The organism is Bacteroides sp. 51 (assembly GCF_010500965.1).
Classification (GTDB): Bacteria; Bacteroidota; Bacteroidia; order Bacteroidales; family Bacteroidaceae; genus Bacteroides.
In genome coordinates this window covers 1-12,848 of record NZ_QVMI01000040.1, presented here as the reverse complement: position 1 = coordinate 12,848, position 12,848 = coordinate 1, and the positions used below count along the sequence as shown (strand labels likewise).

The 12,848-nt window shown below is 40.1% G+C and carries 7 protein-coding genes; 1 reads left to right on the top strand and 6 read right to left on the bottom strand.

What is annotated here, in order from left to right; translation table 11 throughout:
• Positions 1 to 77: 77 nt before the first annotated feature.
• From D0T87_RS21290 to D0T87_RS21265, 6 genes are all read right to left on the bottom strand, one after another.
• On the bottom strand, positions 78 to 1,745 hold the full coding sequence (locus D0T87_RS21290; protein ID WP_163177896.1) for an alkaline phosphatase: 1,668 nt from the start codon (positions 1,743 to 1,745) through the stop codon (positions 78 to 80).
• A 202-nt stretch (positions 1,746 to 1,947) separates the two neighbouring features.
• Positions 1,948 to 3,498 carry a RagB/SusD family nutrient uptake outer membrane protein gene (locus D0T87_RS21285; protein WP_163177894.1) on the bottom strand — a complete coding sequence of 517 codons (1,551 nt, stop codon included), beginning with the start codon at positions 3,496 to 3,498 and terminating at the stop codon, positions 1,948 to 1,950.
• Positions 3,499 to 3,519: 21 nt separating this feature from the next.
• On the bottom strand, positions 3,520 to 6,567 hold the full coding sequence (locus D0T87_RS21280) for a TonB-dependent receptor (RefSeq protein ID WP_163177892.1): 3,048 nt from the start codon (positions 6,565 to 6,567) through the stop codon (positions 3,520 to 3,522).
• 24 nt (positions 6,568 to 6,591) lie between these two features.
• Positions 6,592 to 8,319, bottom strand: coding sequence for a hypothetical protein (locus D0T87_RS21275; protein ID WP_163177890.1), 1,728 nt, complete (start codon positions 8,317 to 8,319; stop codon positions 6,592 to 6,594).
• The gene (locus tag D0T87_RS21270) at positions 8,312 to 9,571 is read right to left on the bottom strand and encodes an MFS transporter (RefSeq protein WP_163177888.1); all 1,260 of its coding nucleotides are present in this window, start codon (positions 9,569 to 9,571) and stop codon (positions 8,312 to 8,314) included. The genes D0T87_RS21275 and D0T87_RS21270 overlap by 8 nt, the downstream gene beginning before the upstream one ends.
• A 10-nt stretch (positions 9,572 to 9,581) precedes the next feature.
• On the bottom strand, positions 9,582 to 10,625 hold the full coding sequence (locus tag D0T87_RS21265; protein ID WP_163177886.1) for a glycoside hydrolase family 130 protein: 1,044 nt from the start codon (positions 10,623 to 10,625) through the stop codon (positions 9,582 to 9,584).
• A 219-nt stretch (positions 10,626 to 10,844) separates the two neighbouring features.
• Here D0T87_RS21265 and D0T87_RS21260 point away from each other — a divergent pair, with 219 nt between their 5' ends.
• Entirely contained in the window at positions 10,845 to 12,755 is a 1,911-nt protein-coding gene (locus tag D0T87_RS21260; protein WP_163177884.1) for a two-component regulator propeller domain-containing protein, read from the top strand.
• The last annotated feature ends 93 nt before the right edge of the window (positions 12,756 to 12,848 follow it).

The following is a 12,848-nucleotide window of genomic DNA, read 5'->3' as shown; positions in this document are numbered from 1 at the left end:
TAATATTACACAATCTTTATCTCACGCAAAATGATTATTGATATGAATATACAATCATACTTTCCTGCAACTTCTTATTAATTTTCAACCGGAGAATGTTTTTCAATCGAAAGTAAATTTGCGGGAAGATAGAAGGTTTCATTTTTATCAATATAAACTATTACCGATTTTAAATGAACTGGCTTACCACTTACATAAACCACAGATTTAAATGCAGGAATTACGATTTCGACCATTCCTTTCTTTGCTGTTAAAACAGGCATACCGCTTGATTTATTGATCATGCATTCCCACCCATCAAAAACATGAGTATGTTTTGCAAAAATTTCCTCTGTAAGTTTACTTAAAGGTTTTTCCAGTCCCATAGCAGCCTGAAGATATTGGTTAATCTCAATATTGGTATTCATACCGATAGGAATATTTCCTTCAGGATGATAGGCTGCAAGAAAAACCTCCTCACCTGTATGCCCCCCTGATGTAAAACCAAAATAAGTTCGTGAGTTCTTTATACTGGTTATAGCCGACCAGAGATTTATACTGTTACTTTTTTCCATGTAATTACTTTCCTGGTTGTTTTTAGAACGAAGCAAAAGTTCATATTCTTCATCCGTCAAGTCTATATCCAAATGCTTTTTGAATATTCCTTTCATGTCCTCAGATTTGGCTACCAGTAACATTTTCTCAAGCCCTTCAGTTGTTATTTTGTATCTGGATATATTGCCAAATAAATCGTGAATAGTAGCCCGGTCGTAACTGGGCAGGCCATACCGGCCAATGCTAAATCCACTGTTTCCATGATCTGGTAGTACGATGACAGTCGTTTCTTCGTTTTTTGCAGCAAAATCCATTGCAACCTTCACAGCATCGTCAAAAGCCAGAAACTCTGTAATACAACCGATAGCATCGTTGCCATGTGCAGCCCAGTCAATCTTACTACCTTCGACCATAAGAAAAAAACCTTTTTCGTTTTGAGATAATCTTTTAATGGCTTTATCCGTCATCTCGGCTAGAGAGGGTATTTGTTCAGCATCCCTATCTAAGTCGTAAGGCAGGGCCATATCTTCAAATAAAGCCCATATTTTCTCTTTTCCATTGAAATTCCTAAATTCCAAAACATTATTCTGTATCAATCTTGCCCCTGTATTATTGAAATATTGCTTTATGTCTTCGGTAAGGATAGAATTACCTCCTCCGAACATAACATCTAAATTCTGGTAAGCCATTTGAGAGGCGATATACTCGTACTTACCCCTGTTGTAATAATGAGCAGAACAATCGGCAGAAGTAGCATGAGGAAATTCGACAGTTACAACCAAACCGGTAGCTTTTCCCTGCTCTATTTTCGCTGCCTCTAATAATGTGGCCAACGGTTGATATGCTTTTGATGCATCTATCGGAACAAGGTCATTTCCGGGGTCTGCTACAGGATAAATGGATACATTTCCTGTTTGTTGGGGCTGTCCGGTCATATAACACGCCGTTGTAGGAGCAGAATCACCTATAGGAGCATTTGAAGAATGTGTTTTTACTGTTCCGCAAAGATAGGGGTCTATGGCTAACGTATTTCCCTGATTATTGTAGGTTTTATACCAACGGGCGGCAGATACCACACCGATTGAGGTACCATCCGGGATCATTACTATTAGATTCTTTGTTGGTTGTACAGACCTGCGGTATTGTTGCTGTCCGCAAACGGAAGAAACAAATATGAGCAGGAGCAAGAAAGTAAAATTAAATTTCTTCATTATTGTCAGGAAATATAGATTATATAATCTAAGTTGATACTCTGTTCAAAGACAAAACGTGTGTGTCATAAGCCTATTTCGTCACGTCATTGCGAGGGTTTACCCGAAGCAATCCAGGCCACAAAGGGTAGAACCTGGATTGCTTCACTCCGTTACCAATGACGAAGGGATTTAACCGACTTATGACACACACTCATTAAGACTAATAATGTGGATTCTGAACCAAACGCCCATTCGTCTTATCAATTTCCGCCAGAGGAATTGGCAATAAATAGTCTCTGGCATCATTGAAATTAGCACCTTTTTCGGTATTATATTTGGCAGCATATGCTTTCATTACTTCACCGAATCGTTTTTGCCGCAACAAATCTTCGCGTCTCCATCCTTCCATCGCCAGTTCACAACGACGTTCATACCAGATAGCATTTCTCAACTCAACTTTATCTGTGGTAGTCACATCAGGCAATGATGTAGCAGGATTAGTCGCCGGAATATACACTTGCATATCTCTTCGTGGATCTTCGGGATTAGTATTCCGTGCCCTTTGTCTCACTTTATTCAAATAAGTTAAAGCTTCACCGGATTTACCGTTTTCATTCAGCGCTTCTGCATAAAGCAGAAGAATATCTGAATAACGAATCAAACGGATGTTGTAACTGATCATCCAAACATCGAATCCGATTTTGTCTATAGCAGGGACAGTCAGTTTATAATCCTGATAACCACTTTCAGCGCTGTTACTTTGGGTTTGCGTATCGCCAACATAGCGGTCGCCCGTTTGTGTAAATACATACGTAATACGAGGGTCGTCAGGAGAAAAAGCATCATAGAGGTCTTGTGATGGTGCATGGTAACCATAACCCTGATAACCAGGCACATTATTACGGCTAATGAAATAGTGGGGCACATTTGTTCCTGTCTCAACCGCTTTATTTTCAACCTTATTGGGGATTTCAAAAACAGATTCGATACTATTTTCGTTCTCTTTGGTCCAGTTCAGTCCATAATCCGGAAGCAGATCGTATTTACGAGAGTCTACCACTTCTTTCAGGTATTTCTCTGCGTTTGGATAATCACGTCTGAACATATAGGTTTTGCCTAACAACACCTTTGCCAATCCGCTGGTAGCTCTGTATTGATCACTGGAAGGATATTCTCCTTTGGCCGGCAAATCCGAAGCATCGGTAAGATCAGCAATAATTTGTGTATAGACTTCTTCTTCAGTTGCCCGGGTTATATACACCGCCTGTTCGGGAGTGAGCGGTTCTGTAAACAAGGGCACCCCTCCAAACGACGTAACCAACATGTAATACCCAAAAGCCCGCAAGAGTTTTGCTTCATTGATGTATCTTTCCAGAATTGCCGGATCACCGGTAGCATTGGGAGCATAATAAGTAACGTCATTGCAACGGTTGATGAGGGCATAAAGAATGTCCCACCGCTTACTTACATAACTATTTGTACTATAAACATTGAACGTCGAAAGATCGTATAATTCCTTTTTATCGGTTTCTCCCTTTCCTCCGTTTATGGCATCATCCGTATTGCAATCGCCTATAAAATAATGATTCAGCGCCCATTCATTCCAGGTCTGGCGCAATTGGAGGTATGCTCCGGTAAGTGCATAATCAATGTCGCTTTGCTTTTCATAAAAGTTTGTATTGTCCACACTCCCATAGTTAGATTCGTCCAGCGAACATCCCGAAACGAATAAAAGAGTGATAGTACAGACTATAATTGATATTCTTTTCATATTATAATAATGTTTATCAGATTAGAATTGTAAATTAACACCAAAAGTTATTGTGCGAGCCGACGGGTAGCGCGTTTGGTCTACTCCCATATTCAACGGATTGTCTACTCCCAGTTCAGGATCAAGACCTGAATATTTAGTTAAAGTGAACAAATTTTGTCCGCTGACATAGACACGGCAGGTAGAGAATAATTTCGTTTTAGCACACAAGCCCGGAGGCAGATTGTATCCTAATTGAATATTCTGCATACGAAGGAAAGATCCGTCTTCCACATAGAACGAAGATGCCCGGAAATTATCATTCGTTCCTGTTTTAGTCATACGAGGGTATGTAGCTTTATCGCCCTCTTTCCGCCAGGCTTTGGTATACGCTTCTTCCAATGCATTTTGTTGTCCGGCTGTAGCCAGACTACCTCTGCTTACATTCCAGATATCATTGCCAAGGGTTCCTTGAAAGGCCATAGTCAAATCAAAGCCTTTATAGTCGAAGCCTAAGTTGAACCCATAGATAAGATCGGGATTGGGATCTCCGATATATGTACGGTCGTCATTATCATTTATAGGTCCATCACCTTTGAGTTTTGCAAACTTGAAATCGCCCGGTTTTGCATTGGGTTGAAGTAAGTCTCCCGAAGCGCTTTTATAGTTATCAATCTCTGCCTGATTCTGGAATATTCCTATTTGTTTGTAGCCGTAAAATCGTCCGATAGGTCCGCCAACCTCAGTCCGGCCTGCGCTTCCTGTGAGATATTCGGTATTAAGTTTCTCTACTTCTGTTTTATACGTCGACACATTTGCGCCAATGGTATATCCAAAATCACCGATGGTGTTGCGATGGTTAACGACCAGCTCGAATCCTGTATTCTTTACATCTCCGGCGTTGAACCAGGGAGAATTGGAGTAGCTTGCCAATGAAGGCATAGGCTGTTGTAAAAGCATATCTTTTGTTTTCTTCACAAAGAAATCGGCACTCACGTCCAGTTTATTTCCAAACAATACGAAATCCGCACCTACATTAATTTGTTCGCTGGTTTCCCATTTCAGATCAACATTGCCTGTGTATGTAGGAACGTATCCCTGGGTAAATCCTCCGTCACCAAACCACCATTTATCAGTATTTCCTGTTCCAACCAATGTAAATCTGGCATCTCTGTCGATACGCTGGTTACCGATTTGCCCCCAACCCAAGCGCAACTTGATCTGGGAAACCGTATTCTCAATATCTAGGTTTCTGAAAAATTCCTCGTTTGATAGCTTCCAGCCTAAAGAGAATGATGGGAAATATCCCCACCGGTTTCCTTTGGCAAACTTAGATGAACCATCGGCACGAAAACTAGCAGTTGCCAGATAGCGATCATCGAACGAATAGTTGATGCGTCCGAGATAGGAAGCCATAGATGAATGGATCTTTTTTCCGTTTGCGTCGTTTACTTTTGTAAAAGAATCCAGTACCTGAGAAGACTCATCATTAGAAATGGATGTCCATTTCTCTGCCGAGAAATAATTCTCCCTGTTTCTTTCGTAAGTGAAAGCTCCCATTACATCAAAACTGTGTTTCCCGGAAGTAAAATAGTAATTCAAACGATTCTCTACTATTGTATTAAGCATCACTCTGCTCTCATTGTACAGTTTGGCATCCGTATTTATTTTACCAACAGAATTCGTTATATGATCGGCTGAGAAGGTTGGGTATACCGTCGGCTGAAAATCTTTCGATTGAGTGTTGTTTCTTTCAAAACTAAACTGGAACCGGTAAGTTAAACCTTTCAGCAACTTTACGCTGGCATATGCATTTCCTAAAACATTGAAGTTTTCCACGTTCCGGTCTCTTGCCCGAATAAGTTCTACCGGATTGCTGTTGAACGACCAGCCTGTAGGTGCATATTTGTTATATTGGTAGTTTTCTGAATTAGGGTCGACCAAGGGGTTAATAACCGGAGTAAATGGGTCGGCTTTCTGAATATAATCGAATGAAGATAAATGATTGATATCCTTCGATTCCATCTTGGCCAGGTTGACATTGGCTCCTACGGTAATACGGTCGCTAAGATCATATTCTTGCGTAAACCGGAGGGATAAACGATCGAATTTGGTCGTAATAATACTTCCTTCATCGCTCAGATAACCAGCGCTCAACGACGAACGGGATTTTTCGGAACCTTTGCGTATACTTAGATTATAGTTCTGCGTAAACCCTGTCTGTGTAACTTCATCCCACCAGTTGGTGTTATATCCGTTTTCGTACTGATGCTTGAATAAAGGATCAATAGCATCACCGTAAGAGGTGGTTATAAAATCGTAGTACTGGTCGCTATTCATCATCTTTAGTGCTTTATAGCTATTCTTTATTCCAATATAAGCATCTAAAGTGACCGTTGTTTCTCCCTTGCTTCCCTGTTTGGTCGTTATGAGTATGACCCCATTCGAACCACGCGAACCATAGATGGCACAGGCTGAAGCATCTTTCAACACTTCCATACGCTCAATATCCGCAGGATTCAATGTGTTGATATTGTCCAGAAACTGACCATCAACCACATACAAAGGATTATTATCATTAACAGTACCAATTCCCCTGACACGGACAATGGAATTTGCACCCGGTTGTCCTGAACTTGCGGCAACATATACACCTGCCGCTTTTCCTGCTAACAGGTTTGAGGCATTGGATACCGCATAGTTTTTGATCTCCTTACTTGAGACGGAAGAGATAGAGCCCGTCAGGTCGCTTTTTTTCTGCACACCATAACCCACCACGACTATTTCATCGAGTTCATTGTTGGATTGCAGTTGAATATTCAATACTGCCGATTTATCTACAGTAAGAGATTGCTCAACGTAACCCACGTAAGAACATACAACTTTATTGCCTTTGACATTCAGTGTAAACTTACCGTCAAGATCGGTAGAGACTCCGTTTGTGGTACCCGGTTCCATGACGATGGCTCCCATTAGTGTTTCTCCACTGGATGCGTCCCTGACCACCCCGGAGATTGTTTTTACTTCTTGTGCGAACAAATGAATGCACATCGTGAACATAAAACAGTAAATCAATAAACGTTTTAACATAGTATGAAATTGTATAATTAATAATTATTTATATGCAATTATATGCTGTCCGGCAGCTATAATTTTCCCGTTATCCAGAGTTAATTTAGTCCTTGCGGGAAGTACTACAATCAGAGAAGCTTCATCGGCAGGTATCTCAAATTCTACATTACCGGAAACATTTCTGGCTGTATAGGTTTTGCTTACCACATCAAATAAATCCACATCGCCTACTGCCTCAAAGTCTACGGATTTGCTTTCCTTATAAGGGTTATAATACAAATAAGTAGGGTATGGCTTCTGTGCGTAGAAATCTGTAGCATTGCAATTGAGTTGAAGGATACCTTTTACATTTGTTTCTCTTACAATTGCTCCGAAAATACCCATTGGAGAGGAGCTGTATACACTGAACATACTTTCGGTCGGATTGCCTTTTATCCATTTGGGACCATCACCTATGGCCACAGGAGTTACTCCTTTCAATGATTCTTTACCGTAATCATCGGCATAGCGCAAACCTTCGTATGAGATATTATTGTTCGTAATATTTTTCAATTCCGGTGCCCATTGGTGGGCATCATCTATTTCTAATGGGAAATATAAGCGACATGCATTTACATTGTTCAACATCCATTTCCCGATGGCACGGGCATATTGAGGCTGATATTTAACCATCGGCACAAAAGGCCATGCAGGTTTGATGCTGTTCATCAGGAAGCCATAACCGCCTCCATCTGTAATACTCCCCTGCAATCCGTTTACTTCATAATCGCCCCACTTTCCGACAATAATTCCCCAACCATTACGACCTTCCGGGTTTTGGCATCCGTCGAAAGTCCAGTCCAGTAGTTTCTGTACATCGTAATTGGTATTCTCTGTTGCGTTCAAATACGCTGCAACATATACCCCCAAAGGCAATAATATTTCATAGAAAGGGCTTTCTTTCTGAGACAGGAGTGCTTCTGTAGCGCTTTTGGCATGTTTCAGATAACGGGGATCTCCAAACTTATGATAAGCATTCAGTAGCACATAAGCATGTCCACCTGCGGCATCCTGCTGCAAAGGAATATGGTTGACTATTCCTTTCATTTGTCCATAGTCAAAGAAAGAATAGTCGTAATTACCATTCAAAACCGAATCGGCCTTCACAAACTGTTCGGCTACTGTTCGTTGAATTTCATCGGCACCTTCAATTCCGGGGAATACATCACAAAGGGCATAATACAATGCATTTGGAAATACATCATACCACCAGTCGCGGCCATAGCCTCCACCCAAACCGGCAACGGTAGAATAGGTATTGTTCATAACTATATTCCAGCCGCTGTCTTTATTGAAGTAGTTCTGCGACATTTTTACATAATTGTATCCATCCTGATTGGTTTTATCTACCCCAACCAAACCGGCTCCAAGCAATGCCGCGAGCGTATTCAGACTTTCGTGAAATTCTCCGTTGTGATTCTTGCCCTGACGAATATCTTTAACGGCTGTGTACAATCCGAATGTAGTTTGATCAATATTACGACGATTATCATCAAGCCAGATCAAAGGACCTACTTCACTTTTATTATTCCAGTCGAAAACAAAACTATCAAAAGAAAGAGCCTTAGCCTTCCAATCCAGAATTTTAATCGTTTCAGGCATATCAGGCATCAAATCAACTCTGTTGATTGATACTTGTTCGACCTTAGAACCAAAATCAGCCTGCTTCTCAGAGCAGGAGAAGGTCAGCAATAATGCTGAGCCAGTCAATAATTGCAAAATTTTACTCATCGGTGTTATTCGTATTAGAGGTTTCATTTATGATATTCTTAGCCAGAGGATAGGCCAGTAGTTGTAATGCACCAACCATTACCAAAGCATATTTAAGAGCGAAATCTTCCGAAATAAGATAGGCCAGTGCGATAAATAATATCAGACCGAATGCACGTCCCAAAAATAACCCGAATTCATGACTCAGGATATAAGCATATTCATTTCGTTTTTCCATTTTAGATGTGGCATCTATTGTTTGCATCATAATCGGGAAATAAGCCAGATCAAACAAAGGTTGGAAAACAACTTTGCAAAGCACAAAAACGATAACCCCTGTTGCCGAGAACAGTATACCATTGAATAGCGTACCAATGAAGAAGATTAATAATCCCACAACAAAAATTTTAGTCCGGTCTTTGGGTTTTGCCACACGCCCTAATATGTAAACCAGAACGGCTGTCAACGCTCCACTAATTCCCTGAATGAGTCCAAGCGCTCCTTCATCTCCTACCAATTTCAGAACCAGTATTGCAGGAGCGGTAACCAAAAAACCTTGTACCATCCCTTTTAAAGATGAAAGCAGTAACATCTTTCTCCACAAGCTACAGAAGCGAAAATAGAGAAAGTCTTTCTGTACCGGGTTCGTAAATTTACCCTTCCAAAGTATTACACAGGCCAGAACGGTAAGCACTACAACCATACATGTCACTATTTGATAAGCCTGGTTGATATTTACTTCATAGCCAAACAATTCTTTACCATCAATCCGGCTAATAAATGCACCGATGATCAGAGGAACGGTGATGGAGCCAATGGAAAAGAAAAAGGATTCAAGCCCGAAAAAATAATTCCGGTTATCATCAGTCGTATTATTCAAGGTAAGTAAATACCGGTTTGTCCAGAAGAAACCGGCAGCAGCACCCATTACAAATCCGGCTACACCAAGTTCCATAAATCCCAATGACTGGATAGACATCATGGCAAACATTGAAAAACCGCTTACCAATATTCCTCCGGCATATAAATATTTTACATTTATAGATCGTAGTAGAAACCCGTTAATCAGGGATGTTACCACAATTCCGATATACATAAATAATTGATAAAAAGCCACAGATATAGGGTCACTTGTGTTGCGCATGATGTATGCTCCAACAAAAATCTCGACCACCGGCAGAACCAGCGCATAGATCATGTTAGTCTTGAGCAAGGTCTGCATATTGAGTTCCTGTCCCTTAAAGAATAAATATTCTTTTTTAAGTTTGTTCATTACAGATTGTTTATTTCAGGGTATTCAATATTTCGGTAATAGAAAACTCTGCTCCGCATATCACTTCATCACTGGCGCCATAATACATTTTAATTGTATCGCCATCTATCAAATGACCGTTCGTAAAGACCACATTTCCAAAGAAACCTGTCTGTTCATATTCTGCAACCGGTTCCATGATAGGTTGTTCACTGCGTGCCAATACTTTAGTCGGATCGTTCAAATCGAGGAGCAATGCTCCGAGGCAATAGCGATGATTGAAATCGGCTCCATGATAAATCTCAAGCCAGCCTTTTTCTGTTTTGATCGGGGCAGCACCAGCACCTACACGTGCACAATCCCACATATCTTCGCGTGTGGTAGCAATACACTTATGATTACCCCAATGCAAACGATCAGGGGATTGCGCTATCCAGATGTAATTTCCTCCCAGTTCAGGACTGCTTGGACGATGCAAAGCAAAGTATTTTCCATTGATTTTTTCTTCAAACAAAGCACAGTCTTTATTATGTGGTGGGAAAATCATGCCATGACGTGTGTAGTCTTTCCAGTCTTTAGTATGAATCAAACCTACTCCAACAGCAACGGGTGATACCTCTGTAAAAGTGAGGAAAAATCCCTCATCGGTGGTTGCAACACGACAATCTTCTATTCCGAACGATTCTAATTCTCCTTCTCCAAAAATGGGAGGATATGCTGTCTCTTCTTTGAAACTGATACCGTCCGGACTCGATACTAAACGGAGATACGACAGGGTGGTCAGGTAGTTTTTACCATTATATCCTATCACGCGAGGGTCAGACGCATCAAGTTTCGGATCATTTTCATCGAAAGAAAGAACTTCTATTTTTCCTTCTTTGTTATATACCGGGAAACTGACTATACCTTTTTTCTGTGTTGGGCGTTCTGCTACGCGCAACAATAACCATGTTTTTCCATCGTGACGAAAAACACCGGGATTAAGAAGGCAGGTTATTTCCATTCCTTCGATTCCGGGTCTCAGATCTGAGGGTCTTAATAAAGGGTTTTGCTTAAATCTTCTTGCAATATCCATATTTGACTTTTTAATTGTTGATTGAAACTTTTTCCGGAACAAACCTATATAAGAAACGTATGGAAAGAGTATGCTATATTTCCAAAATGGTATACACGTGCTATAAAACATCTTTTTGAGTTTCTTTTCGAGAGTAATTGTACTAAAAAGGAATATCTTTGTGGTATGAGTTCAACGGCTTTTTTATTTTTATATAGAACCAGCATACTTCTCTTATTATTGGCATCGACAATAATAACCCCGGTTTATGCACAAATTGTTCATAAACAGCTTTCGAACATTGATGGGCTATCAAACAATTCCATCAACTGCATTTTTGAGGATTCACGATCTACCTTGTGGATAGGCACCTGGGATGGGTTGAATGCTTATAATGGGCGAGAGTTTAAAGCGTACCGTTACAATAAAAATAATCCGTACTCGATAAGTAATAACGTTATCCGGCAGATTGTAGAAGAAAGCGCAGAACGCATTTGGTTTGCAACCGATTACGGAATTAACCGATGGAATGCAGAGAATCAGAATTTCGACTCTTATTTTTGCGGGAATGATTATCCCATACCCAAACATGAGAAATCATTTCTTTTATCTAAAACCTCTCGCCAAAAAATAGTCTGCTACGTTCGCGAAGCAGGTTTTTTCTATTTTAATAATGATACGCAGGAATTCAAACCGTTGACTATCCCGAATTTAGATAGTGATCTGAAAGACTTTGCGATTGACAGTGATAATAATATCTTTTTCCTGACTGCCTCGCTAAAGGTCTGGCAAGGGAAGATTAATCATGAGGGTGATGGTATTGTGATTGACTTAAAGCCGGAAGCTATTGAGCAAACCGTACCCGTTTCCAATATTTTCCTTACGCAGAACAAGTTGATTTTGAATTATCGTGGGCATATAAAGATTATAGATAAAGAGAATAGTTATCCAACCACCATTGATGTAGATAAGAACAAAGAGGTATCTCAAATCGTATTCCACGATAATTCGTTGTACGTAAGTTATTATGAAGGAGGCTGTGAGCAATACGATCTTAGAGAGCGTACACAGTCTGTCGTAGCGGGCGATTTATTCAACAAAACGTCTATATTCTCCCTCTACATAGGCAGTCAGAATATCTTGTGGGTTGGGACTGACGGACAGGGGTTATATGAGATATATGAGCACAATTCACCATTTAAAAGCATCAAAACGAATCATCCGGTCAGGAGCTTTTGTGAAACGGATGATAAGAATATACTGATAGGAACAAAAGGTGATGGCATAAAACTACTGAAAAAAGATGCCTCTAAAATGATTGATTACCTGAATATATCCAACGGGTTAACATCCAATTCTATATACGTTGTGAAGAAAAACCAGGCGGGCGATATATTTATAGGCAGTGAGGGCGAAGGTATAACCATTCTGAAAGGTAAAACAAACAAAATAGAAAAGCTCAATGGTACGAGTGGTGTATATTTCAAATCAATTTATAGTATCTGTTTTACCAATAATGATTCTGTTTTATGGTTGGGAACGTCGGGATACGGTTTAATAAAAATTGAATTATACAAAAACAAGGAGTCGTATTCGATGAAGAACGTAACGCAATTCACATCAGAGAATACACAAAATGCATTGAATAACAACATTATATACACCATGATGCCTGATGATGATAAAACACATCTCTGGATAGGCACGCGTGGAGGTGGCGTCTATAAGTTCAATACAAAAACAAACTCATTTACATCTTGGGATGATATTTATAATATTTCGCTTACCAACAATGATATTTTGTCGATACAAATGGATTCGCACAAGAATTTATGGATAGGAACAAGTTACGGCCTGAACCACATTATATTAAATGGAGATTCTGCCGAAATCAAAGAATTTACCGACAATGAGTATTTGCCCAACAACACCATACACGGGGTGTTGGAAGATACAAACCAGACCATATGGATAAGCACCAATGCCGGAATATCGTCTATTAATCAGAAAAACAATACCATAAAGTCCTATACAGTAAACGACGGTTTACAAAACAATGAATTTGCCGACGGAGCCTATTTCAGAGGAAATGATAATATACTCTATTTTGGCGGTGTCAGCGGACTTTCGTATTTCGATCCCGATGTGTGACACGAAAAGTCGTGTAAGTGATTGTGTGACTATAGTTTAAACTATTGATTACACCTGCAATTCCGTTTGCAGTAGTCTGAGGACACGTGCATT

Excerpts from the sequence above, each read along its gene's own strand:
- D0T87_RS21290 (WP_163177896.1), bottom strand. The coding sequence starts at position 1,745 with ATGAAGAAATTTAATTTTACTTTCTTGCTCCTGCTCATATTTGTTTCT.
- D0T87_RS21285 (WP_163177894.1), bottom strand. The coding sequence starts at position 3,498 with ATGAAAAGAATATCAATTATAGTCTGTACTATCACTCTTTTATTCGTT.
- D0T87_RS21280 (WP_163177892.1), bottom strand. The coding sequence starts at position 6,567 with ATGTTAAAACGTTTATTGATTTACTGTTTTATGTTCACGATGTGCATT.
- D0T87_RS21275 (WP_163177890.1), bottom strand. The coding sequence starts at position 8,319 with ATGAGTAAAATTTTGCAATTATTGACTGGCTCAGCATTATTGCTGACC.
- D0T87_RS21270 (WP_163177888.1), bottom strand. The coding sequence starts at position 9,571 with ATGAACAAACTTAAAAAAGAATATTTATTCTTTAAGGGACAGGAACTC.
- D0T87_RS21265 (WP_163177886.1), bottom strand. The coding sequence starts at position 10,625 with ATGGATATTGCAAGAAGATTTAAGCAAAACCCTTTATTAAGACCCTCA.